The 23,803-nt window shown below is 52.7% G+C and carries 24 protein-coding genes and 1 tRNA gene; 14 read left to right on the top strand and 11 right to left on the bottom strand.

The genetic code is table 11. From position 1 onward, the window contains the following. Positions 1 to 182: 182 nt before the first annotated feature. From glmS to Q4E40_RS11130, 3 genes are all read right to left on the bottom strand, one after another. Positions 183 to 2,018, bottom strand: a complete 1,836-nt coding sequence (gene glmS, locus Q4E40_RS11140; RefSeq protein ID WP_303412191.1) for a glutamine--fructose-6-phosphate transaminase (isomerizing) — start codon at positions 2,016 to 2,018, stop codon at positions 183 to 185. Positions 2,019 to 2,112: 94 nt separating this feature from the next. Then, positions 2,113 to 3,492 (bottom strand): DUF4270 family protein, encoded by a 1,380-nt coding sequence (locus Q4E40_RS11135; RefSeq protein WP_303412190.1) that lies wholly within the window; start codon positions 3,490 to 3,492, stop codon positions 2,113 to 2,115. After that, positions 3,476 to 4,291 carry a glycogen/starch synthase gene (locus tag Q4E40_RS11130; RefSeq protein WP_303412189.1) on the bottom strand — a complete coding sequence of 272 codons (816 nt, stop codon included), beginning with the start codon at positions 4,289 to 4,291 and terminating at the stop codon, positions 3,476 to 3,478. The genes Q4E40_RS11135 and Q4E40_RS11130 overlap by 17 nt, the downstream gene beginning before the upstream one ends. Positions 4,292 to 4,427: 136 nt before the next feature. On the opposite strand from Q4E40_RS11130, the gene panC reads away from it, so the two are divergent. The 7 genes from panC to Q4E40_RS11095 all read left to right on the top strand — a co-directional run bounded on the left by panC (position 4,428) and on the right by Q4E40_RS11095 (position 10,290). After that, entirely contained in the window at positions 4,428 to 5,276 is an 849-nt protein-coding gene (gene panC, locus Q4E40_RS11125) for a pantoate--beta-alanine ligase (RefSeq protein WP_303412187.1), read from the top strand. 103 nt (positions 5,277 to 5,379) lie between these two features. Next, on the top strand, positions 5,380 to 5,727 hold the full coding sequence (panD, locus tag Q4E40_RS11120; RefSeq protein ID WP_116545020.1) for an aspartate 1-decarboxylase: 348 nt from the start codon (positions 5,380 to 5,382) through the stop codon (positions 5,725 to 5,727). Positions 5,728 to 5,736: 9 nt separating this feature from the next. Next, positions 5,737 to 6,780 carry a lysylphosphatidylglycerol synthase transmembrane domain-containing protein gene (locus Q4E40_RS11115; protein ID WP_303412185.1) on the top strand — a complete coding sequence of 348 codons (1,044 nt, stop codon included), beginning with the start codon at positions 5,737 to 5,739 and terminating at the stop codon, positions 6,778 to 6,780. Next, positions 6,764 to 7,252 carry a D-glycero-beta-D-manno-heptose 1-phosphate adenylyltransferase gene (gene rfaE2, locus Q4E40_RS11110; RefSeq protein ID WP_303412183.1) on the top strand — a complete coding sequence of 163 codons (489 nt, stop codon included), beginning with the start codon at positions 6,764 to 6,766 and terminating at the stop codon, positions 7,250 to 7,252. Before Q4E40_RS11115 ends, rfaE2 begins: the two co-directional genes overlap by 17 nt. 15 nt (positions 7,253 to 7,267) lie before the next feature. Continuing rightward, a complete protein-coding gene (locus Q4E40_RS11105; protein WP_303412181.1) occupies positions 7,268 to 7,945 on the top strand; it encodes a zinc metallopeptidase in 678 nt (225 codons plus the stop codon). 123 nt (positions 7,946 to 8,068) lie between these two features. Then, positions 8,069 to 9,208, top strand: coding sequence for an acyl-CoA dehydrogenase (locus Q4E40_RS11100; protein WP_303412179.1), 1,140 nt, complete (start codon positions 8,069 to 8,071; stop codon positions 9,206 to 9,208). A gap of 158 nt (positions 9,209 to 9,366) precedes the next feature. Continuing rightward, a complete protein-coding gene (locus Q4E40_RS11095; RefSeq protein ID WP_116545025.1) occupies positions 9,367 to 10,290 on the top strand; it encodes a helix-turn-helix domain-containing protein in 924 nt (307 codons plus the stop codon). Here Q4E40_RS11095 and Q4E40_RS11090 read toward each other — a convergent pair. Genes Q4E40_RS11090 through Q4E40_RS11080 form a run of 3 tightly spaced genes read right to left on the bottom strand, consistent with a single transcriptional unit; the run spans position 10,273 to position 12,030 of the window. Next, positions 10,273 to 11,037 carry a phosphoglycerol geranylgeranyltransferase gene (locus tag Q4E40_RS11090; RefSeq protein ID WP_303412178.1) on the bottom strand — a complete coding sequence of 255 codons (765 nt, stop codon included), beginning with the start codon at positions 11,035 to 11,037 and terminating at the stop codon, positions 10,273 to 10,275. The two genes, Q4E40_RS11095 and Q4E40_RS11090, sit on opposite strands and share 18 nt — an antisense overlap. Further along, positions 11,015 to 11,659 (bottom strand): hypothetical protein, encoded by a 645-nt coding sequence (locus Q4E40_RS11085; protein WP_303412177.1) that lies wholly within the window; start codon positions 11,657 to 11,659, stop codon positions 11,015 to 11,017. Before Q4E40_RS11085 ends, Q4E40_RS11090 begins: the two co-directional genes overlap by 23 nt. Further along, a complete protein-coding gene (locus Q4E40_RS11080; protein WP_116545028.1) occupies positions 11,656 to 12,030 on the bottom strand; it encodes a phage holin family protein in 375 nt (124 codons plus the stop codon). The genes Q4E40_RS11085 and Q4E40_RS11080 overlap by 4 nt, the downstream gene beginning before the upstream one ends. 152 nt (positions 12,031 to 12,182) lie before the next feature. Here Q4E40_RS11080 and Q4E40_RS11075 point away from each other — a divergent pair, with 152 nt between their 5' ends. Further along, entirely contained in the window at positions 12,183 to 13,280 is a 1,098-nt protein-coding gene (locus Q4E40_RS11075) for a J domain-containing protein (RefSeq protein ID WP_303412175.1), read from the top strand. On the opposite strand, the gene Q4E40_RS11070 is transcribed toward Q4E40_RS11075, so the two are convergent. From Q4E40_RS11070 to Q4E40_RS11060, 3 genes are all read right to left on the bottom strand, one after another. Continuing rightward, positions 13,277 to 13,783 carry a TlpA family protein disulfide reductase gene (locus Q4E40_RS11070; RefSeq protein ID WP_303412174.1) on the bottom strand — a complete coding sequence of 169 codons (507 nt, stop codon included), beginning with the start codon at positions 13,781 to 13,783 and terminating at the stop codon, positions 13,277 to 13,279. The genes Q4E40_RS11075 and Q4E40_RS11070 overlap by 4 nt on opposite strands. Before the next feature lie 3 nt (positions 13,784 to 13,786). Beyond that, the gene (locus Q4E40_RS11065; protein WP_303412173.1) at positions 13,787 to 13,918 is read right to left on the bottom strand and encodes a hypothetical protein; all 132 of its coding nucleotides are present in this window, start codon (positions 13,916 to 13,918) and stop codon (positions 13,787 to 13,789) included. A gap of 144 nt (positions 13,919 to 14,062) precedes the next feature. Further along, positions 14,063 to 14,138 (bottom strand) — tRNA-Phe (locus tag Q4E40_RS11060). Between the two features lie 168 nt (positions 14,139 to 14,306). Between Q4E40_RS11060 and Q4E40_RS11055 the strand changes: the two genes are divergently transcribed. From Q4E40_RS11055 to Q4E40_RS11040, 4 genes are all read left to right on the top strand, one after another. Continuing rightward, a complete protein-coding gene (locus Q4E40_RS11055; protein WP_303412171.1) occupies positions 14,307 to 15,680 on the top strand; it encodes a 4Fe-4S dicluster domain-containing protein in 1,374 nt (457 codons plus the stop codon). A 136-nt stretch (positions 15,681 to 15,816) separates the two neighbouring features. Beyond that, positions 15,817 to 16,635 carry a (Fe-S)-binding protein gene (locus Q4E40_RS11050; protein WP_303412170.1) on the top strand — a complete coding sequence of 273 codons (819 nt, stop codon included), beginning with the start codon at positions 15,817 to 15,819 and terminating at the stop codon, positions 16,633 to 16,635. Between the two features lie 178 nt (positions 16,636 to 16,813). Continuing rightward, entirely contained in the window at positions 16,814 to 17,296 is a 483-nt protein-coding gene (locus Q4E40_RS11045; protein ID WP_303412168.1) for a hypothetical protein, read from the top strand. A gap of 25 nt (positions 17,297 to 17,321) precedes the next feature. Continuing rightward, positions 17,322 to 19,268, top strand: a complete 1,947-nt coding sequence (locus Q4E40_RS11040; RefSeq protein WP_303412167.1) for a CHU_0125 family OmpA-like outer membrane integrity protein — start codon at positions 17,322 to 17,324, stop codon at positions 19,266 to 19,268. A 98-nt stretch (positions 19,269 to 19,366) separates the two neighbouring features. On the opposite strand, the gene Q4E40_RS11035 is transcribed toward Q4E40_RS11040, so the two are convergent. Beyond that, positions 19,367 to 19,912 carry an outer membrane protein gene (locus Q4E40_RS11035; RefSeq protein WP_303412166.1) on the bottom strand — a complete coding sequence of 182 codons (546 nt, stop codon included), beginning with the start codon at positions 19,910 to 19,912 and terminating at the stop codon, positions 19,367 to 19,369. A gap of 222 nt (positions 19,913 to 20,134) precedes the next feature. Between Q4E40_RS11035 and Q4E40_RS11030 the strand changes: the two genes are divergently transcribed. Continuing rightward, positions 20,135 to 21,304: an AIR synthase related protein gene (locus Q4E40_RS11030; RefSeq protein WP_303412164.1), complete on the top strand. Its 1,170-nt coding sequence runs from the start codon at positions 20,135 to 20,137 to the stop codon at positions 21,302 to 21,304. Positions 21,305 to 21,474: 170 nt separating this feature from the next. Further along, positions 21,475 to 22,206, top strand: a complete 732-nt coding sequence (locus Q4E40_RS11025) for a proline and serine-rich protein 1 family protein (protein ID WP_303412163.1) — start codon at positions 21,475 to 21,477, stop codon at positions 22,204 to 22,206. 494 nt (positions 22,207 to 22,700) lie between these two features. On the opposite strand, the gene Q4E40_RS11020 is transcribed toward Q4E40_RS11025, so the two are convergent. Further along, positions 22,701 to 23,693 (bottom strand): helix-turn-helix transcriptional regulator, encoded by a 993-nt coding sequence (locus Q4E40_RS11020; protein ID WP_303412161.1) that lies wholly within the window; start codon positions 23,691 to 23,693, stop codon positions 22,701 to 22,703. Positions 23,694 to 23,803: the final 110 nt, after the last annotated feature.

The raw sequence follows: 23,803 nt of genomic DNA, 5'->3' as shown, positions 1-23,803 counted from the left end.
ATTAGGGCTTTCGGACACGATTAACCCACCCCTACCCCTCCCAAGAGGGGAATTTCTGCCGCTACTACTATAAAGGTATAAGCGCAACAGATAAGCAGCTAACAAGAGTGGCGGTGTTAGATTAGCAAAAAAAGGGGGAAGCCAGTCAGCTTCCCCCTTCTCTTTTATACCTAAACTTATAATTACTCCACCGTCACAGACTTCGCCAAATTACGCGGCTGGTCTACGTTACAGCCACGCATCACCGCGATGTGGTACGAGAGCAACTGCAGCGGAATAACGGACAGCAACGGCACCAGGTGCTCACTCGTTTCCGGAATCTCAATCACGTGGTCTGCCATAGCAGGTATAGTGCTATCGCCTTCCGTCACTACAGCGATGATCTTGCCTTTGCGGGCCTTCACCTCCTGTATGTTCGACACGATCTTCTCGTACGAGCTGTCTTTGGTAGCGATCACTACCACCGGCATGTGCTCGTCGATCAACGCGATCGGGCCGTGCTTCATTTCGGCGGCAGGGTAGCCTTCGGCGTGGATGTACGAAATCTCTTTCAGCTTCAGGGCGCCTTCCAGTGCAACCGGGAAGTTGTAACCACGACCCAGGTATAGGAAGTTTGTGGCGTCTTTGTACTGCTCGGAAATACGCACGATCTGGTCGTTCAGCTCCAGCGCTTTTTCTACTTTGGCGGGTATGCTCTCCAATTCCACCATCAGCTGGCGCAGCTTGGTAGTTTCCAGGGTGCCGCGCTTGCTTCCCAATATCATGGCAATCAGCGACAGCACCGTTACCTGTGCCGTGAAGGCCTTGGTAGACGCTACGCCAATTTCAGGACCCGCGTGGGTGTAGGCACCCGCGTCAGTAGCACGGGCGATAGACGAGCCTACCACATTGCAGATACCGAAGATCGTAGCACCTTTCGATTTCGCCAGTTCCAGTGCCGCCAGCGTATCAGCCGTTTCACCAGACTGTGAGATGGCCACCACAATGTCGCGCTCGCTTAGGATCGGGTTGCGGTAACGGAACTCAGAGGCGTACTCCACTTCCACAGGTATGCGGGCAAGGTCTTCGATCAGGTACTCGGCCACGAGGCCGGCGTGCCAGGAAGTACCGCAGGCCACGATGATAATGCGCTCCGCGTTCACAAATTTGTTTTCGAACTCACGGATGCCGCCCATCATCATGTGGTCGCTCTCCGCGATCATTCGGCCGCGCATGCTGTCGAGGATAGAGCGTGGCTGCTCAAAGATCTCCTTCAGCATAAAGTGCGGGTAGCCGCCTTTCTCAATTGACTCCAGGGCCATTTCGAGGCGCTGTACGTAAGGTGTTTGCACCACGTCCTCTTTGGTACGGATCTCCAGCTCACCGTTTTTGATCACCACCAGTTCGTAGTCATTTATGTACACCACATCGTTGGTATACTCAATGATCGGGGTAGCGTCAGAAGCGAGGAAGTATTCGCCCTCGCCTATACCTACCACCAGCGGGCTGCCTTTGCGGGCAGCGATCAGCTGGTTATGGTCGTCTTTCGAAAGCACCACGATGGCGTAGGCACCTACGACTTCGTGCAGGGCCAGACGCACCGCTTCGGCCAGCGTACAGTTGCTGTTCTGCTTAATGTCTTCGATCAGGTTGATGAAAACCTCCGAGTCAGTCTCGGACTGGAAGGTATGGCCTTTTTCGATGAGGAGCTGCTTCAGGGAAGCATAGTTTTCGATAATGCCGTTGTGGATGATGGCAATGTTCTTGGAGCTAGAGTAGTGCGGGTGTGCATTTACATCGTTTGGCTCGCCGTGGGTAGCCCAGCGGGTGTGGCCCATACCGATGTTGCCGTGCACATCTTTGTCTGCAATAAACTCTTCAAGGTCGCTTACCTTGCCTTTTCTTTTGAAGATATTTAAACCTCCGTTCATCAGGGCTATTCCTGCGCTGTCATAGCCTCTGTATTCAAGTCGTTTCAAGCCCTTAAGGACTATAGGGCAAGCTTCTCTATGCCCTACGTATGCTACAATTCCGCACATATAGTATAAAATTTCATTAAAAAAATAAAGGGTACCTACAAAGGTACCCTTTTCTATAATATGTATAAAATTTCTAACTAAAATTTAGGACTTTCTACTGCAGCTTTGAGTAATATATTAGTAGTCTGACCGGATTTGCTTCATTGTTTGTGATAATAGTGCGGTATGGGCGCACTTCCGGGCGTATAGTAGTTGACCTGTCTTGATTCGAAGTGGAGCTTACAGCACCCAGCATCAGACCATTGTTTGACTTCAAGCCCATCACCACACCCTGCAAGTAGCTGGTTACGTTCATGGTATAGTAGTCCACGCCATTTTTGCGGCTGCTGGCCACCAAAGCCGGATAGTTGGTAAACAGGGGGTTAATGCCATCCTGCTGCACGGCGCGCACGGTGCCGGTTATGTCTTTCAGAAACTGGTTCGCATTGTTGGTTTCATACAAAACCAATTGTGGCGGTCTCGGCAGGTTGTTAGCCGAGGAAGCCGCTTTGACAGGTATGATCAGTTCTGCCCGGTTGATGATCAGGTTACCCGGCAGGTCCTTGATTTTGTCCAGGTAAGGGAAGGTGATCTTGCTGAGCAACTGCGTGCCCGCCTGCACATAAGAGTCTCCGCCTGTCTCCGTGGCAGGTATGAAGCTGCCGTTGGTCTGCAGCGCCGCTACCGCAGTGCCCGTGCGATCAGATGTTAGCTGCGTGAAGTAATTGCCGGTGCCCATCAAGAAGTTATGCTGCCTTGCCGTGCCTTCCGCCGTTTTGTAATGCAGTGACAGGCTTGAGTTGGTGCTGCTCAGGGTCAGGCCCACAATACTTCCATTCTCGCCCTCAGGCACCGTTAGCGCAAGCCCTTTGAAAAAGTTTCGGAAGCCCGCCTGATCGGCTAAACCCGCTTGGCCGGATTGGGCCATAAACTCGTTTGCCAGCTCAGTGCTCAGTTTTATCTTAAGCAGTCGTGTCTTTTTGGTCGTTGCCCCGTTAGTCGTTTCTGTATCTATGCGGGGGATGAAAGCCCGCGAGCCAACAGGGTTCTGGTCATAGGGGAACGGGGTGGTAGTGAAGTAGGACGTTCTCTCATCAAAAGTACCGGTCAGGCGGTGCACATTTACCTGCATCGCTTTCAGGGTGTCCGCATACTTAAACGAATAGTCCAGCGTGAGTACCAGCGAGTCTGCTTTGGCGCCTGCGCCAAAGTTTAGGCTAGTGCCGTTGAGTGCCACCTCCGTGATCGTGCTGGCACGTACCTTGCCTAATACCGGATCGATGTACTGACCCAGCAGGGGCGGCTGCGAGCGGAACGAAGGGATGGAGTCCCCCTGAAAAACGGTTCCGGTCCGGATGGTAAGAGTGTCAGTGAACTCGGTGCCTATCAGGTTTTCGTCCTGAAGTTCGAGTCCGATGTCTTTTGGGTCTTCGCAGGCTGTGAGGGCGGCAAATGAAAAGAAGAAAAGGAATAATCTTCTAGCGGCTGAGTTCATTATATAAGTTGAAGTATGAATCACACAGGTTGTCGTCGGCACTGATGGTATTGATGTTCTTATTTGTCTCCACAAATTCGCTGAACAGGGCATTGATGTTCTCGCTGAAGTTCTCGTTCGTCTTGATCACAGAGTCAGCGTATTCCATGCCCACCTTGATAAAGCTATCCAGGTCCGCTTCCTGCAAAGAGGCCAGCATGCTGTTGTCGATATCAAGCATTTTTACTTTTTCGAGCAGGTCGCCATCAAACTTGTGCTTGTACTCGTGGTTGTAAACCGTAAAGATAGACTTCGAATCCTTAAAGATCGGGTCTTTCTTGTAAGTAGTTTTCAGGTAAAGCGGTATCAGGCCGGTCATCCAGTCGTTGCAATGCACGATGTCAGGCTGCCAGCCCAGTTTCTTCACTGTTTCGAGCACGCCCTTGCAGAAGAAGATGGCACGCTCGTCGTTGTCCTGGTGGAAGTTGTTGTTCTTATCCACAAAAACGGACTTGCGCTGGAAATAGTCTTCGTTATCGATAAAATATACCTGCAGCTTGGCATTTGGGATAGAAGCTACCTTAATAACAAGCGGCTTCTCGTCATCACCTACGGCAATGTTGATGCCCGACAGGCGAACTACCTCATGCAAACGGTTTTTACGCTCGTTTATTATACCGAACTTGGGCACGAAGATGCGGATCTCCATACCTCTTTCCTGCATACTCTGCGGCAGCGTGTTCAGAAATTCTGCTACTTTAGTGGTTTGAAGGAAAGGAAGGATTTCGGTGGCGGCGTACAGGATTCGCAATTTGGACATGGGTATGGAATTAAAAATTAATGAGCAACAGTAATGGGACGTGCAAAATTAGCATTTTTTATTCTAATTTTCAATTTAATGTTCTATAACCTACTTTTGCGGGCTTTCAGCAATTGCATCTTTTATACCTATTAATATGGAAGTTATAGAGCAGGTGTCAGCCCTGAGGGCCATTGTGACGGCGCTGCGTTGCGGCGGCAAGCGCATTGGTTTTGTGCCCACCATGGGCGCCCTGCACGAAGGGCACCTGCAACTCCTGCGCGCCTCGGCCCGCGAGAATGACATTACGATCTGTAGTGTGTTTGTGAATCCGACTCAATTCAACAGCGCCTCTGATTATAAGCTATACCCCCGCACGCTCGAGTATGACATCAGCTTGCTGCAAACCGTTGGCTGCGACTATCTGTTTGCGCCGAGCCCGGAGGAGATATACCCACAACAGTCTGTGCTGCAGTTTAGTTTCGGTGCCCTGGAAGCCGTGATGGAGGGAGAGCACCGGCCCGGCCACTTCAACGGGGTGGCCACTGTGGTGAGCAAATTGTTTCATATCGTGCAGCCGCACAAGGCCTATTTCGGGCAGAAGGATTTGCAGCAGGTGGCCATCGTGCGGCAGCTGGTGCAGGCCCTGAGCTTTGACCTGGAACTGGTGTGCTATCCCACCGTGCGCGAGACCGACGGGCTGGCCATGTCGTCACGCAACAAACGCCTGAGCGAGGCACAGCGGCAGCTGGCCCCGCAGCTATACAAGGCCCTGCAAACGGCGGCGGCCGATCTGCAGCAGAAGCCCATCCAAACTATCAAAAGCGAATTGGCGCTGCAACTGCAGCAGGAAGAAGAGATCAAGCTGGAATACTTTGAAGTAGTGGACCCGCTTACCTTGCAGCCACTCGGGGATATAAGCGGGCAGGATGAAGTGGCCCTTTGCATTGCCGCCTATGTAGGAGAGGTGCGCCTGATCGACAATGTGCTCGTGAATCTAAAATAAGGCTGATTTGTTTAGGAGGGTAGAGAGCTAAGAAGATGCTGAAACGCTGGTAGTTTATCTGCCGCTAAATGCATAACTTTGCGGCCTATTACAAAAATAAACCATGTATATTGAGGTTTTAAAATCAAAGATCCACCGTTGCCGGGTTACGCAGGCGGAGTTGCACTATGTAGGAAGCATCACGATTGATGAAGACCTGATGGATGCCGCCAACGTGGTGGAGAATGAGAAAGTACAGATCGTCAACATCAACAACGGGGAGCGCTTCGAGACTTATGTGATTAAGGGCGAGCGCGGTACCGGAACGGTTTGCCTGAACGGACCGGCTGCCCGCAAAGTGCAGGTAGGCGATATCGTGATCGTGATCTCTTACTGCTCCATCAAATTTGAAGACGCCAAAAGCCACCAGCCAACGCTCGTGTTCCCGGATCAGCACAACCGATTGGTGTAACGCCACCGCATGAGAAAACTGCTCTCTTTTCTGAAGTACGGCCTGCTTCTGGGGCTTTCCGCATTCCTGATGTGGTATGCCCTCAAAGAGCTCGACTTCGAAAAACTGTGGGCGGAGCTACAGAACATTAACTACAGCTGGCTTGCGCTCTCACTGATGATGGGGTTGGCGGCCTACCTGAGCCGGGCCTACCGCTGGTACATGCAAATACGGCCTACGGGCTACACCCCTTCCTTTAAGAATACCTACAATGCCATGATGGTGGGCTATGTGGCCAACCTGGTACTGCCCCGTATGGGCGAGGTGGTGCGCTGCAGCATGCTCCGTCGCAGCGATGGTATACCTGTCAACAAGGCCTTCGGCACGGTCATCGCCGAGCGCATCATCGATATGGTCATGCTGCTCCTTTTCCTGGGGCTTACCTTTCTGCTGGAGGTCAACCGCCTCCGCGACTTCCTCTTCGGCCTTTTCACGGATAAGTACGCCAGTCTGGAGCAAAGCTTCGGGTCGCTATACCTGTTGGTTGGGCTGGTGATGGCGGTTGGCATCGTATTCCTGGTGCTGGGGCTGCTATACCTGAACAGGCTCCGGCAAAACGCCTTCTTCAGGAAAACCGTCACCTTTGTGCGCGGCATGCTGCAGGGCGTGTTCAGCATCACCAAAATTGAAAACCAAGCTGCTTTCTGGGGCCATACCCTGTTTGTGTGGGCCATGTACTACGGCATGAGCTTTGTCGTGTTCTACGCTATACCTGCCACATCGGGGTTGACGCCAGTAGCCGGGCTTTCGGTGCTCGTGATCGGCACGCTGGGTATGGCAGCGCCTGTGCAGGGCGGGGTGGGCGTGTACCACCTGCTGATGCAGACGGTGCTGCTGCTGTACGGTATACCGAAAGAGGCAGGTATGGCCTACGCCCTGGTAGCGCATACTTCGCAAACACTTTTGGTAGTTGCCATGGGAGTGCTTAGTTTTATAACAGGTATGTTGCAAACGCCTGCCGTAGCAGAGGAGCTCACGGAGGCAAACCCACCAATACATGAACTCGAAAGATAAAATCCTATCCCTGCCCGACCTGCAGGAGCAGGTGCAGGGCTGGCGCAGCCAGGGGCAGAAGATCGTTTTCACGAACGGCTGCTTCGATATTCTGCACCTGGGCCACGTCGATTACCTTGAAAAAGCACGACAACTTGGCGACAAACTGGTGCTGGGACTTAACACAGACGCGTCAATAAGCCGTATAAAAGGTCCAAGTCGCCCGCTGCAGGACGAAATGTCACGCGCGCGGGTTATGGCATCGCTTTTGTTTGTGGATGCCGTAGTATTCTTCGATGAAGATACGCCACTCGAGCTGATCAGGGCTGTGCAGCCCGATATACTGGTGAAGGGCGACGATTATACCATCGAAAATATAGTGGGGCAGGATGTCGTTACAGCAAGAGGGGGCGAGGTGAAAACCGTGCCGCTCGTGCAGGGCTACTCCACCACGAATGTTATTAAAAAAATAGAGAACCGACCAAATACTTAAAAGTTAAATAGAGAGATGGGAATATATTTGATTGTTATCCTTTTTATGGGCCTCAGCATGTGGGTAAGCTGGAGGCTGAAGAGCAAGTTTAAGAAGTACTCAGAGATTCCGCTGCAGTCGGGCTACACCGGTCGCGAGATTGCCCAAATGATGCTGGCCGACAACGGCATACACGATGTGAAAGTGATATCGGTGGCTGGCCGACTGACAGACCACTACAACCCGGCCGACAAGACCGTGAACCTGAGTGAGTATGTGTACGAAGCACGCAGCGCCGCTGCGGCAGCGGTGGCAGCGCACGAATGCGGTCACGCGGTGCAGCATGCCAAGGCGTACGGCTTCCTGAAATTCCGCTCGGCCATGGTGCCGGCGCTGAGCATCGCCTCGCGCTACATGCAGTGGATCATCCTGATCGGTATCCTGATGCTGCAGACGACGCCTATTCCGTTGACAATTGGTGTGGCGTTGTTCGGTCTGACCACCATCTTCAGCTTTGTGACCCTGCCGGTGGAATTTGACGCCAGCAAGCGCGCCCTGGCCTGGATCAGCTCCAACAATATCGTGACGCCACAGGAACTGGCCATGTCGAAAGACGCGCTGAAGTGGGCAGCCATGACCTACGTGGTAGCGGCGCTGGGCTCTCTGGCCACGCTGCTGTACTACGCATCGGTCTTAATGGGCCGCAGAGACTAAGCTGGTTACTATGCACCTGATACATTAATCGAAACGCCATCCGTTCAGAACGGGTGGCGTTTTGTTTTTTTTCATAGTTTTGTACTATAATCCATTAATTACAGTCCTTTTATATATAAAAGCATGAATTTTCAATTAACTGAAGAACATTTGGCGGTGCAGGCTGCTGCCCGTGAGTTTGCGCAAACAGAATTGCTGCCTGGTGTAATTGAGCGCGACGAGCACCAGAAGTTCCCGACTGAGCAGATCAAGAAAATGGGGGAGCTTGGCTTCCTGGGCATGATGGTGGACCCGAAGTACAACGGCGGCGGTATGGACACCATCTCCTATGTGCTGGCCATGGAAGAGATCTCTAAAGTAGATGCTTCTGCTTCTGTCGTGATGTCGGTGAACAACTCGCTGGTATGCTGGGGTCTGGAGAAATACGGCACGGAAGAGCAAAAGCAAAAGTACCTGACGCGTCTGGCAACGGGCGAGATCATTGGTGCTTTCTGTCTTTCAGAGCCAGAGGCTGGCTCTGATGCAACCTCGCAGCGCACCACCGCCGAAGACAAAGGCGACTATTACCTGCTGAACGGTACCAAAAACTGGATCACGAACGGTAGCACCGCTTCTGTATACCTGGTGATCGCGCAGACTGACCCGGAGAAGAAGCACCGCGGCATTAACGCCTTTATAGTGGAGCGCGGTATGGAAGGCTTTCAAATTGGTCTGAAGGAAAACAAGCTGGGTATCCGTGGCTCTGACACGCACTCTTTGATGTTCACCGACGTGAAGGTGCCGAAGGAGAACCGCATTGGGGAAGACGGCTTTGGCTTTAAGTTCGCCATGTCCACGCTGGCAGGCGGCCGCATAGGTATAGCCTCGCAGGCTTTAGGTATAGCGTCAGGGGCTTACGAGCTGGCAGTGAAGTACTCTAAGGAGCGCAAGGCATTCGGCGTGGAGATTTCTAAGCACCAGGCTATCCAGTTTAAGCTGGCCGACATGGCCACCAACATTGAAGCTGCCCGCATGCTTTGCCTGAAGGCCGCTTACCACAAAGACACCCACCAAGATTACGGCATGTCCGGCGCCATGGCGAAGCTGTTTGCCTCAAAAGTTGCCATGGACACAACCGTGGAAGCAGTGCAGGTACACGGCGGATATGGTTTCGTGAAAGAGTACCATGTGGAGCGTTTGATGCGCGATGCTAAAATCACACAAATCTATGAGGGTACTTCTGAGATCCAGAAAATAGTAATTTCAAGAGAATTGTTAAAGTAATTTGGCACTTAAACCTTTGCTGCTGTGTTATTTAGGCTAAGGATATGGTTTATTGAATTAAAATTAAATATTTAAAATATTTTGAATTTTATAAAGATTAGCCTAGCTTTAGGACAAAATTAAAGGGTTTATAGTATAAAAGTTAGTTGGTAACACACATGGAAGATTACAATAAGATTATTGAGTCGCTTGGGGTGCGATTCATTAAAGCGAAAAATCTGGTGTTGCAGCAGCCGTTTTCGGTTCGCAACTACTACGATGTAGGCAACAACCTGATTCTGCTTCATAAAGGTACAATTTTCTTTGGCGAAGAGGAACAGATGGTAGAAGAGGGCGAACTGCTCTTTATACCTGGTGGGCGCAGCACAAAGGTAACCTATGGTTCTACCGACGGCCGCTCCATCACAAATGATGATCTGATCACCAACAGAGAAAAGTTCTTTAAGAGCAACAACGACCTCGACCTGATCGGCGACGCCGAAGAAAGCCACAGCTATGTGAGCTTCGAAGCAAAGGTGTTCGATTCTGTTAACTTCTTTGCATCGCTTGACCTGCCTGCTTTCCTGATCTCAGGAAACAACAAGCTGGCTAACCTGGTGATCAAAGTGGTGGAAGAGAACATTCAGGACCTGCCTGGCAAGGAGCGCCTCATCAGCATCTACACCGAGAACATCGTGGTGGAGATCGTGCGTCACATCCTTCGCAACAAAATGTTTGTGGAGCAGCTGGCTACGAACAGCACGTACTTCAAGGACCCGCGCCTCATCGACCTGTTCAACTACATCAAGGAGAACCTGGGTGGCGACTTGTCTAACAAAGTACTCTCTAACGTTGCCAACGTATCTGAGGACTATGTAGGTCAGTATTTCAAAATGCTGACAGGTATAAACCCACAGGACTACATTGAATACCAGCGTATGGAGCGCGCCGTGTTCCTGCTTCGTACCACGAAGAAGAGCATCCGCGAAATCGGTAAGGACGTGGGCTACAAAGACACAGCTTACTTCTGCCGTCGCTTCAAGATGATGTTTGGTATACCTGCCGGTAAGATGCGCCGTCGCGAATCAGCGATGAACATCTAAGGCTAGATTATAAGAAGCTATAGTATGAGAAACCTCGGCCAGAAAGCCGGGGTTTTTTTCTATGTGGTTGCCTACCACAATCACATCGGCGCCGGCTCCCAGCGCTGCCTTTGCCTTTTCCGCCGTGTCAATGCCTCCTCCCACGATGATGGGCGCCTCCACTGACTGGCGCACGGCCTTAATCATGTCAGCGCTGACAGGGTGCAGCGCACCGCTGCCTCCATCCAGATAAATGTAACGCAAGCCCAGGAGTTCGCCGGCCATGGCAGTGCAGGCGGCAATGGCCGGCTTGTCATGCGGTATCGGCGTGGTGCCACTCATGTACGAAGCGGTGGTCTGGCGGCCGGATTCAACGAGGATGTAGCCGGTAGGGTATACCTGCAGCGCACTGGCTTTGAGGATGGGGGCCGAAAGCACATGCTGGCCGATCAGGAAGTCGGGGTTGCGGCCCGAGATAAGGGAAAGAAGCAGAATACCATCAGCCTGTTTATCGATGTGCAGGCTGTTGCTTGGGAAAAGGATAACCGGGATGCTGCTGTTCTCTTTGATGAGCCGGATGATGGCGGCCTGGTTGTCGGTGGTGATGAGGCTGCCGCCGACAAAGAAAAAATCTACCTGGTGGGTTTCGCTTAAAGAGAGCAGGTTCAGGCAGGAAGCTTCGTCCAGATTATCGGGATCGATCAGGAGGGCGAAGTGCTTTCTGCCTGGCTCATGCTGCTGTCTGTTACAAAGGTTGTTGAATGGCATCCTCTTCTGGAATGGTATAAGCAATGGTCTCTATTTCAGTCACCTCGATAGGTGCTGCTGCAATATCGCTATTTTTAGAAACAGTGCTTAAGTATTCCTCCACCTTTTTAGTAAGGTATACAAGGAGCAGGGCCATTACCTGCTGACTGATGACCTGCATCAGCTCAGGGCTTACGAAGCTCCTGGAAACGCCGGTTTGTTGCTGCGGGGCGCGCTGCGCGTGCGGCATGCGCTCAGAAGATAAGGTATAGGCGTCCTCCTGCTCGTGCACAAAGGAGTCGTATCCGGCCACGTCTGCATTGCTGGCGGTATAGCCGCCTTCTTGTTCGTATGTATACCTGTTGAAGCCCGGTATGTCCGCCTCCCTGGCAGCGTACTTCGATTGCTTGGCCGCCTTCCTGCCCTTCAGCGTTTTAACTTTTTTTTTACCGCCGCTGAACATGCTTCGGAGCAGTAGCCCTGCTACCAGTACACCGCCCGCAATGGCGACCTTCTTGCCGATTTGCTGGCCCTGTGTTTTTATCTGGTCCACGTCACCCATTAGCGCCTTCTTGTATTCTTCTTTCTGGCGCTCCAGCAGTTCGCGCTCGTTGTCGAACAAAGGGTTTATTATCTCGCTCATATCTGATTTTCTCGTTTATCGGTTTTATAGATGGTATTGTCCAGAGCCTTGTCGGCCATACCCTGGAACACTTTTTTGTCGAGGCCTATTAGCAGTATTACAAGCACCACCACATAGAACAAGGCAATAATCCCGAAGCCCCAGAAAGAACTGTCAAGCAGGTGGTTGAGCAGCAGCCCCAGGAAAATGCTCACAAACAGAAAGCTCATCAGGCCGAAAAATCCCAGCAGTACCCCATGTATGGCACCCACCATGGCCGCCTTCATCTTTTCCTGTATCTCAAGCCGTATAATGTCTATGCGGGTATCGATGTACCCCATCAGGTTCTCGATCAGGTTGGTGCTTTTCTCTCTTGTGCCGTTGTCGTTCATAGTGCCCAGCTTTTTTAGTGCTTTTTCTGTATACGGTAGTATATTAAAATATGTACGGAAGATGCAATCAGTTAAAGTTACAGTACGGAATTTGCTGTATCTTGTCCGTGTTTACTTAACTTAAGTATTCCTTTTTTGTTACATTAGCCCCCTTGGATCATAACCTATATAGCATTCTGGGCGTGAGTCCCACGGCGTCGGCGCAGGAGATCAAACTGGCTTACAAGCAGCTGGCTTTGAAGTACCACCCTGACCGTAACCCGGACAATGCGCGTGCCGAGGAATTGTTCAAGGTCGTCAACTCTGCCTACCAGACCTTGTCAGATCCGGGCAAACGTGCGCGCTACGACCTGCGCCTGCAATACCTGCGCGAGCAGCGGCAGGCTATACGCCAGCACCAGCCGTATCATCATGACCGCTACCGGCAGACCCGGCCACCGGCTCCCGTGTCGGAGCGCCACTACCAGAACATACCCCGCCGCGAAGGCCGCCGCTTTGTGCGCAAAGACCTCTACATCACACTCGGCTTTTTCGCTTTCATGTTTGTGTTCAGTGTGCTGCTCAAGTCCACTATGGACTATATCACCGGCGAAGACAGGTATAAGACGGCCCTCAGCTACATCGAGCACGGCAAGTATAGCAGTGCGCACAGCCTGTTGAATGACGCCATCTATTTCCGGCCAAAGCATGCGGACGCCTACCTGACAAGGGCGAGCATCTCGATGAACGTGTATGAGAATTACCGATCGGCTGTGGAGGACCTGAACCAGGTGATCGCGCTGCAGGACAGGCCCTCTGCAGAAGTGTTTTTGATGCGGGGCAAGAGCCTTGCCAAGCTGGAGAAGTATCCTGAGGCTGAGCGGGATTTTGGGATAGCCCTAACGCTGGACAGTACCCTGCACACGGCGCAGCTGGACAGGGGGGAGGTGCGCTTATTTTACCTGCAGAAGTTCGAGCCGGCCATCGCCGACTTTACCAGCTTTCTACGCTATACCTCCAAAGGCGAATCGTGGGCAAACGCGCTGACCTTCCGGGGCTTCGGCTACTACAAAACAGGCGACTACGCTGCCTCAGAGGCCGACTACCGGCAGGTGCTGCAAGCCGATAACGCCAATGGCCGGGTGTATTACCTGCTTGGCCGCACCGAGGTAGAGCAGGCGCAGCCCGACTCCGCCTGCGCCCATTTCAACGAAGCCTACCGACTGGGTTACTCCGCGGCGCTGCTGGAGCTTCGGGCCAATTGTCGTTAGAAGTATTTTAGCAGCTTCTGCTGCATTTTCTCACTGTCCCAGGTCTGTCCTCCCAAGTAGATCTCTTTTATCTCACCTGCCGGGTTCAAAATGTAGGTGGTCGGGTATACCGTCAGCTGCTGGTTGGCAAGAGGTGTGTTGGCCTTGAGGTAGGTAAAGGAGTAGGGCTGCCTACTTCGGAACTTCAGCAGTTTCTCCAGCTTCTCATCCGACACGGTAACGACGGCTATCTTATCAGGGTGCAGCTGCTGAAGGCGGTCCATGGCAGGCATCTCCTCGATGCAGGGCTTGCACCAGGTGGCCCACACGTTCAGCACGACCACTCTTCCCTGGTACTTGTCAATAGAGATGGGTTCGCCCTGCAGGCTGGTGAGTTTTAGCGATTGCCAGTCCACGCGTTGCGGCACGGTTTGGTTGAGCATGTAAAAGGCAAAAACGGCAATGATGCTCGTTACGGCAAAGCCCACGGCATAGGCAGCCCAAAAGGTTTGGCGGCGGGTCATGGCTTAGACTTGGATATTCTGGATGAAAAACATGTAAACGAGCGCAAGCAGGAGCACCGTGCCGATGCCGGCAGACATGCCCGCAAAGATGGCGCTCCAGTAGGTTTTTTTCATGGCAGTGATTGAATGTTGCAACAGCTAAGTTACTAAAATGCAGGAAGAATCGCAGCCCGAAAACAATTTAGACAACCAGTGGCTTATTATGAAGTATAGTAGGGCAGCAGAAGCGAGAAGGGTATAAAACAGAAAACCCTTACCGGTTAGGGTAAGGGTTTAAGCTGGTGGTGATGATTGGAATCGAACCAACGACACAAGGATTTTCAGTCCTTTGCTCTACCAACTGAGCTACATCACCAGCTCTGTTGTTACCCCGTCTTTCGAAAGAGTATGCAAAAGTAGTAACCAAATTCGAAGACGCAAACTTTCGGGCAAAAATATTTTAAAAAAGGGCCTCCGTATACGTTTATTCTCACTATTCTGCTATCTTTATCTACGAATTGGTATGTATAACGAATAATTCACCGTGATTCAACTCGAGAACATTATCTTTCTGATAGTAGCAGCCCTGGGCATCGGCCTGTTTGTGTGGCAGATTCGCAAGATTCGCAAGAACATTCTCATAGGCCGTGATGTCGACCGGAGCGATAATCCGTCGGAGCGCATCAACAAAACCCTGCTGGTGGCCTTTGGGCAGCAGAAGATGTTCAAGCGTATGCTGCCTGCCGTGCTGCACCTTTTTGTGTACGTGGGCTTCCTGGTGATCAACATCGAAGTGCTGGAGATCATGATCGACGGGATCTTTGGCACACACCGGGTGCTCGGTTTCATGGGTCCTTTCTATGACGGGCTGATGGCCGTGAACGAGATTCTGGCTGCCCTGGTGATTGTTGCCTGTGCTATCTTCTTGTGGCGTCGTAACGTGACCAAAGTGCCGCGCCTGGCTACCGGCGTGGAGATGCGCGCCTGGCCCAAAATGGATGCCAACGTGATTCTGATCACGGAAATCGTGCTGATGTTTGCCCTCTTTGCCTTCAACATTGCAGACCTGAAACTGGCGGCGCTCAACAACCATACCTTGCCGGGTACCTTTCCGGTGAGCAGTTCCTTTGTGGATATTTTCGGCAGCGATGCCGGCACGCTGGCGAACATAGCAGGCGTGGGCTGGTGGATCCACATCATCGGTATCCTGGCCTTCATGAACTACCTGCCAAGCTCCAAGCACTTCCACATTATCATGGCTTTCCCGAACGTGTACTTCTCCAAGCTGTGGCCGAAGGGCAAGTTTACCACTAACCCAGCTATCACGCACGAGATCAAAGCCATGCTGGACCCCAGCTACCAGCCGCCGGCTCCGGAAATGGACGCCGAGGGCAACCCGATCGTGCAGCGCTTCGGTGTAAAGGACGTGGAAGACCTGACCTGGAAACAGCTGATGGATTCCTATACCTGTACCGAGTGCGGCCGCTGTACCTCGGTGTGCCCGGCTAACATTACGGGCAAGCTCCTGTCGCCACGCAAGATCGTGATGGACACCCGCGACCGCCTGGAGGAGAAAGGCGAGCATCCGGCCATTTTCGCGCCGAACCACTACAAAGAGATGGGTGTGGAGCGCGTGCAGACCACGGATGAAAAGGCGCTGCTGCGTGGCTACATCACACCGGAAGAGCTGTGGGCTTGCACGACCTGCAACGCCTGCGTGGAGTCCTGCCCTGTAAACATCGACCAACTGTCCACGATCATGGACCTGCGCCGCTACCTGGTGCTGGAAGAGTCGGCTGCACCGGCCTCGCTCAACGCCATGTTCACCAACATCGAAAACAACGGAGCCCCCTGGGCCTTCCCGGCATCCGATCGCTTCAATTGGGCAGAAGACCTGTACATGCCTTCGAAGAATTAATTGCTTGATTGCTAATTATTAAATTGTTGAAAAACTAAGTGTCACGAAACATTAACAATTTAACCATCTAACAATTTAGCAATCGAAATAGAGTAGCAACAGCTACAACAAATAAGCTTTAGAATTACCCTACCAGATGGAAGAGAATAAAAGACTAGTGAAAGTGCCAACCATGGCGGAGATGGCGGCAAACGGCGAGGAGCCGGAAGTGCTGTTCTGGGTTGGCTGTGCCGGTTCGTTCGACGACCGCTACAAGCGCGTAACGCGCGCCTTTGTGCAAATATTGGAGCACGTAGGCGTGAAGTATGCTGTGCTGGGCACTGAAGAGAGCTGCACCGGCGATCCCGCCAAGCGTGCCGGCAACGAGTTCTTGTTCCAGATGCAGGCGCTTACCAACATCGAAGTGCTGAATGCTTATAACGTGAAGAAGATCGTGACGGCCTGCCCACACTGCTTCAACACGATCAAAAACGAATACCCGGACCTGGGCGGCAACTACGAGGTAATTCACCACTCTACGTTCCTGCAGCAGCTCATTAACGAAGGCAAGGTAGCGGTAAAAGGTGGCGAGGCCTTCAAGGGCAAGCGCATCACCTTCCACGATTCCTGCTATCTGGGCCGCGCCAACGACATTTACGAAGCGCCACGCGACGTACTGGCCGCTTTGGATGCCGACCTGGTGGAAATGAAGCGCAGCCGTGCCAACGGACTTTGCTGCGGTGCCGGTGGTGCCCAGATGTTCAAAGAGCCCGAGCCAGGCAAAAAAGACATCAACATCGAGCGTACGGAAGAAGCACTGGCAACCCTGGGCACTGGCAACGGCGTGATCGCGACAGCCTGCCCATTCTGCATGGTGATGATGAACGACGGCGTGAAAAACAAGGAGCAGGAAGAAAGCGTAAAAGTTTTTGACATTGCCGAGCTGATCGCACAGGCGGAAGGTCTTTCAAAGTAGTATCAGATTGCTATATTGTTAAATTGCTTCATTGTTGATTCCTGCAGAGTGGAAAAGGGAATACTTGGCCTATCGGATTTAATTTGAAACGTCAGGTATAACCGGGCACTAAAGGCGCTCAACAAGCTGCACGTTTTTTGAGGCAACAATTTAACAACCAACAATTCAACAATTAATTATGTACATTCCTTTTGACCAACTGCCACCGCATGCCCGGCTCTGGATCTACCAGGCGGACAGGGCGTTGACGCAGGCAGAGCAAGCCGAAATAAAGCCGATGCTGGAGCATTTTGCTGCTGACTGGAGCAGTCATGGTGCGGGCTTGCAGGCGTCGGCGAGTTTGTTGCACGACCGCTTTCTGGTGCTGGCTAACAACGAAACCGTTACCTCTGCCAGTGGCTGTTCTATTGATAAGTCCGTGAGCTTTGTGCGGGAACTGGAGCAACGCTTTGGCGTTTCGTTCTTCGACCGCACCCGACTGGCTTTTTTGAAAGACGGAGAGATGCAGGTGGTAGGCATGAACGAGCTGAAAAATAAAGTAGCCGCCGGCGAGATTGACGGACAGACCTTATATTTTGATACATTGGTAAATAATTACGGAGAGCTGCAGGATGCCTGGCCAAAGCCGGCGCAGCAGAGCTGGCTCTCCAGGTATTTTTAGAACCGCTAATTCAAAACCTACCCCCATGCAGCAGACGCTATCGACCAAGTCAGTGGCCAATTACCTGAAGTTTACAGCAGCCATTCTGCTGCTGGCCGTCGTGCTCAGCTCCTGTGGGGCGGGCATGTACCTGAGCAAGGCCGACAAGCGCTTCCAGGAAGAGCAGTATGAGCGGGCCATCGAGTATTACAAGCAGGCGCTGAAAGGGGCGAAGAACACCGGTGAGATCAACTACCGCATCGCCGAATCGTACCGTTTGTCTAACCGACTGGCGGAGGCCGAAACCTACTACAAAGCCGCGCTCGACAACAACTACCGCAAGGAGGAGGGCTTCTTCTACTATGGTATGGCGCTGAAGGCCAACGGCAAGTACGAAGCCGCTTTGGGTCAGATGAAGGACTACGCCCGCATCGGCAGCAAGCCGGAGCTCAAGGCGCTGGCCCTGCGCGAAGTCGAAACGTTGAGCCAGTTGAGCGGCATCCTGAAAAAGAACACGGGCTTCGAGATCTACAACCTGGAGGCGCTGAATACGGAAGGCTCTGATTTCGCCCCTTTTGTACGTGGCAACGAACTGGTTTTCTCATCCTCCCGCGGACCAGGCAAAACCTACCTGGGCAATGGCGAAGGCTTCCTGAACCTATACGCTACCACGCTCGGCGACTCGGCCAACATGGGGGCTGCCGTGCGCAAACTGGAAGGTGTAAACACCGAAGACCTGCATGATGCGCTGGCTACCTTTGCTGACGAGGGGAATACCATGGTATTTGCCCGTGGCAACGAAGGCACCAAGAAAGGCCGCCGCAATGTGGACCTGTACATCTCGTTCTACCGCTCCAATGCCTGGACCGAGCCGAAACTGCTCAACATCAGCGACCCGCGCGCCTGGGATTCTTCTCCGGCTTTCGCGCCAGACGGCAAAACACTCTACTTCTCCTCTGACCGCAAAGGAGGCCTGGGAGGCAACGACATCTACAAAACCACCATCGACGACAACGGCCGCTTCTCGGCTCCCGAGAATATGGGGCCGAGCATCAACACGCCGGGCAACGAGAGCTACGTGTACGTAGGCCCGGACGGCACACTCTACATCGCCTCCGACGGGCTGCCAGGCTTGGGTGGGCTCGATGTCTTTAAAATAGAAGATGGCAAACCGGTGAATATGGGTGTGCCGGTTAACTCCAGCGGCGACGATTTTGGTATCTTTTTCCAGGACGCTCTCACAGGCTACATCTCCTCTAACCGCGAAGGCGGCAAAGGGGGCGACGATATTTACGCGATTGCCAAATCGGCCCGCAAACTGGTGAATTTCTTTGTGGACGGTACCGTGTACCAGCGCCGCGACAAAGACAAGCAGCAGACGGTGGTGCCCAACACACTGGTAGTGCTGCAGGATAGCAAGGGACAGAAAATAGCCGAAACAAAAGCAAATGACGAGGGTAAGTTCAGCTTCCCGCTCGACAGCGCCACCGCTTACTCCCTGCTGTCCGAGAAACCCGGCTTCTTCGCTGCCCGCCAGCGGGTGACCACGGTAGGCAAAATGCCGCCGCAAAACCAATTGCCGAATGAAGTGAACGAGGTACGCCTCACTGCTGACCTGCTGCTGACCGAGATCGTGAAAGAGAAAGCCATTGTACTCGAGAACATTTTCTACGACTTCGACAAAGCCGATATCCGGCCGGATGCCGCTGAAGAACTGGACAAACTGGTGGAGATACTCGTGGACAACCCGCGCATTTCCATCGAACTGAGCTCACACACCGACTCCCGTGGCGTAGATATCTATAACCAGGACCTGTCACAGCGCCGTGCCCAGTCTGCTGTGAACTACATCATCTCCAAAGGTATAGACAAGTCGCGCATTACAGCCAAGGGCTACGGCGAGAGTCGCCCGGTGGTGCGCAATGCCAAGACCGAAGACGAGCACCAGCGCAACCGCCGCACCGAGTTTAAGGTGGTGCGCATTCAGGAGTAACAGGTAGAAGGTATAGCGTTATACCTTACTAGAAACAGCATCGGCGGCTATAGTCTTGGACAGTAGCCGCCGATGCTGTTTCTATGCCTGTGCTATACCTAGCGGAAGGTATATTTCAGGCCTATACCTAAATTGCTGGACCTGTAATGGTTTACATAGTTTGGTGTGGTGCGTCCATAGCGCAGGAAGGTCGATCGGTAATCGAGCGAAAGGGCCAGAGGAAGCTTCTTGAAAGCGTATTCAGCGCCGAAAGAAGCAACTCCTACCGGATTAATATAGGAGGCGGGTCCATCGAAGTAGGTAGGCGCCGGATTGTTGGTGCGGAGCAAGCCAACGCCTATACCTGCATAAGGTCGGAGGCGATCTGATGTAGCGAGTTTTGGCTGCCAGATGTAGCTGACTGAAGAAAGAAACTGGCGGGATTCAGGATTCACATCGGAGTAAGCCTCTAAGGCAGACTGTTCACCTATGAAATACTTTGCCGCTACGCCCAAAGTTAAGCCCGCCGGTCCGGTTGCGTAGCGGAGGCCAACGGCAAGTTTATAAGGTGCCGATACCTGCGGCTTTACCTGCAGCGAGTCCTGTGCCTGTACCGTTAAAAATGTGAGCAGGCTGAAGTATGAAATCAACAATTTCTTTTTCATATTTAATTTAAGTTTGTTTATATAGAGGAGCCAATATATTTCAGGAAGGTTGCAAGGTATAGGGGTTGCTTTTTCGGAACGCACTACTTTATACCTGCTGGTTTTGGCTCTGCGAAACGCTGGCCCGACTAATAATTGCCACCACGGCTTTTTAAAAGCATTTCTTTTTGCCGTATATACAAAGGCCTTTCTTAAATTTGTAAAGCAAGTAATACCAGCACTATGGAAAATAGATACCTCCGGCGTGGCGTGTCCGCCTCAAAGGAAGACGTGCACAACGCCATCAAGAACATCGACAAAGGACTTTTCCCGAAAGCATTCTGCAAGATCATCCCGGACATCCTCACCGGCGACCCCGAGCACTGTGTGCTCATGCACGCCGACGGCGCAGGCACCAAGTCGTCACTGGCCTACATGTACTGGAAAGAGACCGGTGACCTGAGCGTGTGGAAAGGTATAGCGCAGGACGCCGTGGTCATGAACACCGATGACCTGCTGTGCGTGGGCGCGATGGATAACATCCTGCTTTCGTCTACCATTGGCCGCAACAAGCACCTGGTTTCGGGTGAGGTGATTGCTGCCATCATCAACGGCACCGAAGAAGTGCTGCAGATGCTGCGCGACAACGGCATCGGCATTTACAGCACCGGAGGGGAGACGGCTGACGTGGGCGACTTGGTGCGCACCATCATCGTGGACAGCACCGTGACGGCCCGCATGCGCCGCGACGAAGTGATCTCAAACGACAACATACAGTCTGGCGACGTGATTGTGGGCTTTGCCTCTTACGGGCAGGCTACGTACGAAGACGAGTACAACGGCGGCATGGGCAGCAACGGCCTCACCTCCGCCCGCCACGATGTGTTCCATTCTTACCTGTCGGCTTCTTACCCGGAGAGTTACGATCCGGAACTGCCGAAGGACCTGGTGTACTCAGGCAACTACCGCGTGACCGATGTAGAGCCCGAGACAGGTATAGAAGTAGGCAAACTGGTGCTTTCGCCCACGCGTACCTATGCGCCTATCGTAAAGGCCATACTGGAGCAGCACCGTCCGCATATACACGGCATGGTGCACTGCAGCGGCGGCGCCCAGACCAAAGTGCTGCACTTCACCGACAAGGTACACATCATCAAAGATAACCTCTTCCCGGTGCCGCCGCTGTTCCGCATCATTCAGGAGCAAAGCCATACCGACTGGAAAGAGATGTACAAGGTCTTCAACATGGGCCACCGCCTCGAGATATACCTGCCTGAGCAATACGCCCAAAGCCTGATCGATATTTCCAAGTCCTTCAATGTGGATGCGCAGATCGTTGGCCGTGTAGAAGCCAGCGAGCGCAACGAACTCACGATCAAGACTGATAAAGGGGAGTTTTACTACGAAGGGTAGTAGACGAAACTCACAGATAAAGGAAAACCACAGGTATAGCGCCTGTGGTTTTTTGTTATACCTATACCTGTAACCTACGAAATTCCCGCAGACAAACCCCACTGCACTTTAGTTCCATAAACTGGCACAATAATTGGCTTAGCGAGAGTATACGCTAAAAGCTATACGCCATGAAAAGACTTCTACTTCCGCTTCTGTTTGTGCTGCTGGCGCTGCCGGCTTTCGCACAACCCACCGTCGTGACCTTTTCCACCCACCGGGGTGAGCTGTTCCAGATGGCGCTGGATGGGCGCCTGATCAACCGTTCAGCTTCCAACTTTGTGCGCATCAGCCACCTGCGGCCCGGCAACCATTATGTAGAATTCCGGATCAGGGGCCGCCATGGCATTTACAGGACAGGTATAAACGTGCTGGCCCGCGCCGGCTACGAAACGAATTATTCTGTGCGCGTATCCGGTAGAAAAGTGGCCCTGCATGTGATCAGCGAAATACCGCTTGGTCCGCCGCCGGTAGTGGTCGTGCCACCGCGCTATCCCGACCGATATGAGCCCGCTCCGCCGCGCTACGAGCCGGCACCACCCCGCTACGAAGAGCCCGCCAACGGTTGCCGCAACCTCATGGACCGCTACGAAGTGGACCGTCTGCTCGACGCCATGAAGGGCCGCGACTTTGAGAGCACCCGACTTACTGTTGCCCGCGAGGCAGTGCGCAATAGCAGCATCCTGTCAGAAGATCTGCGCAATGTGCTGCTGGCTTTTGAGTTTGAAAGCACCCGCCTCGAGTTTGCCAAGTTCGCCTACGACAGCGTGTGCGACAAAGAGCGTTTCTACTACATTTACGATGTCTTCCAGTCGGACCATAACGTGCGGGAACTCGAGCAGTATACCAGCCGGAGGCGCTAAGGTATAGCACCGTCCGCTAAAGCACCGAAGGGAGCAGTAGGTATAAGAACCTGCTGCTCCCTTCGCTTTTGCTATACCTGAGCAAATGGCCTGGCACCCTCAATGCCATCAATTTAAGGACTTTCCTGTCCTCTAGACCCTTGGGAGAGATCTGGTTTCTTTCACAATTTGCGCATTCATTCAGATTTCTTACAAGGGTCGAAATGGTACTGAAACGCAAAAGTTTAGGGAACCGGGATGTGCTTGCATCGCTACCGTGTTACAAAATCGCACCCTAGGTTTTCCAACCCTTCAGCTTAGCGCCGTCTCTCGCTCGCGTCCCGCGAGTGTGAGCTATTATGCGGACTCTGGCCGCTTTTTCTATACCTATTGGCACAAGTGGCGGGACGCCACCAAATGACGCACACTCGCCAGAGGCGAGCGGGAGCATTTTTTTAGGTCTGCAAAACTTCGAACTTATGTAACTTCAGTTTCTAATTCTTTCTGGCGCAGCACTACGCCTTTATCTTCTGGGGCAGGTAGCCGAAGTGCTTTTTAAAGGCGGTCGTGAAATGGGCGGCATACTTAAAGCCCAGGGCGCTGGCAATATCGCCAACTTTCTGGTCGCCTTCCAGCAACATTTTGCGGGCCTGCTCCATGCGGTAAGTGTTCAGGTAGCCAAACACCGTGGTACCGAACACCTGCTTGAAGTGCTTTTTAAGGTAATACTCGTTCGTCCCGACCAGATGGGCCAGGTCAATGAGCGAACAGGGGCATTCCATATTCTGGAGGATCAGATCGCGGGCGTGGAGCATCTTTTCGATGTCCGTCTGTTTTAGCCCGTTCGTGCTCGGCGTGTCGTCCTGCTCACACAGTTCAAACTGCAGCATCAGCAGCTCAATCACTTTTGCCTGCACAAACATGCGCTTGCAGTAGCCCGTGTACATGCAGTTGAGCAGCTCGTGCAGCACCGCCATTATTCTGGGAGTGATGGGCAAATTCGCATTTCTGAGTCGCGCAGGCTTACCAGCCAGGATTTGCTCCCGCATCTCTGAAAACGGGCTGCCTGTCTCAGGCAAATAATGGAGTAGAAAGTCAGAGGGAATGTAGACCGTCAGCATCTCCACCTGAGGGCCGGGCTTTATTTCCTGCTGCGCATCCGCGTCGGAGAAGAAAAGCAGGTTGTGCTGGTGGGCGTCAAAGCTGGCAAAGGGCTTTGGCCTGTCCCCGACTCTAAAAGCGCTCTTGCCGCGCATCGAAAAGTACAGCTGCGCAAAGTCCTCGCTATTAAAGCAACCCACCACCTTTTTGCTGGACAAGCTGATAGAGGTATGGCTGAAGTGAATCTCGCCCGAAGGGAAGCGCATGTTGGCCTCGGCAGCCGCGCGCGCATTTTGGCCTTGGCAGGCGCAGAAGGTGGGCTGCTTTTGCTCAGCCAATTGCTGGCTGGTGCAGTCCCTCTCACTGGTTCTCGGTTCGCTCACGTCATGCTCCATGTTTTCCCTCATCTGATAAAAGAATTCCCTTACCCGTTACCGAAATAGCTTTGTAAGTTATACTTTTGCGCAAGTTACGTTTATTTAGACTATATCTAAATAACGAAACGCCTAAAAGAGGT

Origin of the sequence: Pontibacter coccineus (genome assembly GCF_030546575.1) — a bacterium.
Taxonomy (GTDB): Bacteria; Bacteroidota; Bacteroidia; order Cytophagales; family Hymenobacteraceae; genus Pontibacter; species Pontibacter coccineus.
Note: the sequence above shows the minus strand (reverse complement) of the source record. Positions and strands in the feature narration are given on the sequence as shown.

Bases quoted from the DNA above. Each gene is read 5' to 3' on its own strand.
- glmS (WP_303412191.1), bottom strand. From the start codon at position 2,018: ATGTGCGGAATTGTAGCATACGTAGGGCATAGAGAAGCTTGCCCTATA.
- Q4E40_RS11135 (WP_303412190.1), bottom strand. From the start codon at position 3,492: ATGAACTCAGCCGCTAGAAGATTATTCCTTTTCTTCTTTTCATTTGCC.
- Q4E40_RS11130 (WP_303412189.1), bottom strand. From the start codon at position 4,291: ATGTCCAAATTGCGAATCCTGTACGCCGCCACCGAAATCCTTCCTTTC.
- panC (WP_303412187.1), top strand. From the start codon at position 4,428: ATGGAAGTTATAGAGCAGGTGTCAGCCCTGAGGGCCATTGTGACGGCG.
- panD (WP_116545020.1), top strand. From the start codon at position 5,380: ATGTATATTGAGGTTTTAAAATCAAAGATCCACCGTTGCCGGGTTACG.
- Q4E40_RS11115 (WP_303412185.1), top strand. From the start codon at position 5,737: ATGAGAAAACTGCTCTCTTTTCTGAAGTACGGCCTGCTTCTGGGGCTT.
- rfaE2 (WP_303412183.1), top strand. From the start codon at position 6,764: ATGAACTCGAAAGATAAAATCCTATCCCTGCCCGACCTGCAGGAGCAG.
- Q4E40_RS11105 (WP_303412181.1), top strand. From the start codon at position 7,268: ATGGGAATATATTTGATTGTTATCCTTTTTATGGGCCTCAGCATGTGG.
- Q4E40_RS11100 (WP_303412179.1), top strand. From the start codon at position 8,069: ATGAATTTTCAATTAACTGAAGAACATTTGGCGGTGCAGGCTGCTGCC.
- Q4E40_RS11095 (WP_116545025.1), top strand. From the start codon at position 9,367: ATGGAAGATTACAATAAGATTATTGAGTCGCTTGGGGTGCGATTCATT.
- Q4E40_RS11090 (WP_303412178.1), bottom strand. From the start codon at position 11,037: ATGCCATTCAACAACCTTTGTAACAGACAGCAGCATGAGCCAGGCAGA.
- Q4E40_RS11085 (WP_303412177.1), bottom strand. From the start codon at position 11,659: ATGAGCGAGATAATAAACCCTTTGTTCGACAACGAGCGCGAACTGCTG.
- Q4E40_RS11080 (WP_116545028.1), bottom strand. From the start codon at position 12,030: ATGAACGACAACGGCACAAGAGAGAAAAGCACCAACCTGATCGAGAAC.
- Q4E40_RS11070 (WP_303412174.1), bottom strand. From the start codon at position 13,783: ATGACCCGCCGCCAAACCTTTTGGGCTGCCTATGCCGTGGGCTTTGCC.
- Q4E40_RS11050 (WP_303412170.1), top strand. From the start codon at position 15,817: ATGGAAGAGAATAAAAGACTAGTGAAAGTGCCAACCATGGCGGAGATG.
- Q4E40_RS11045 (WP_303412168.1), top strand. From the start codon at position 16,814: ATGTACATTCCTTTTGACCAACTGCCACCGCATGCCCGGCTCTGGATC.
- Q4E40_RS11040 (WP_303412167.1), top strand. From the start codon at position 17,322: ATGCAGCAGACGCTATCGACCAAGTCAGTGGCCAATTACCTGAAGTTT.
- Q4E40_RS11035 (WP_303412166.1), bottom strand. From the start codon at position 19,912: ATGAAAAAGAAATTGTTGATTTCATACTTCAGCCTGCTCACATTTTTA.
- Q4E40_RS11030 (WP_303412164.1), top strand. From the start codon at position 20,135: ATGGAAAATAGATACCTCCGGCGTGGCGTGTCCGCCTCAAAGGAAGAC.
- Q4E40_RS11025 (WP_303412163.1), top strand. From the start codon at position 21,475: ATGAAAAGACTTCTACTTCCGCTTCTGTTTGTGCTGCTGGCGCTGCCG.
- Q4E40_RS11020 (WP_303412161.1), bottom strand. From the start codon at position 23,693: ATGAGGGAAAACATGGAGCATGACGTGAGCGAACCGAGAACCAGTGAG.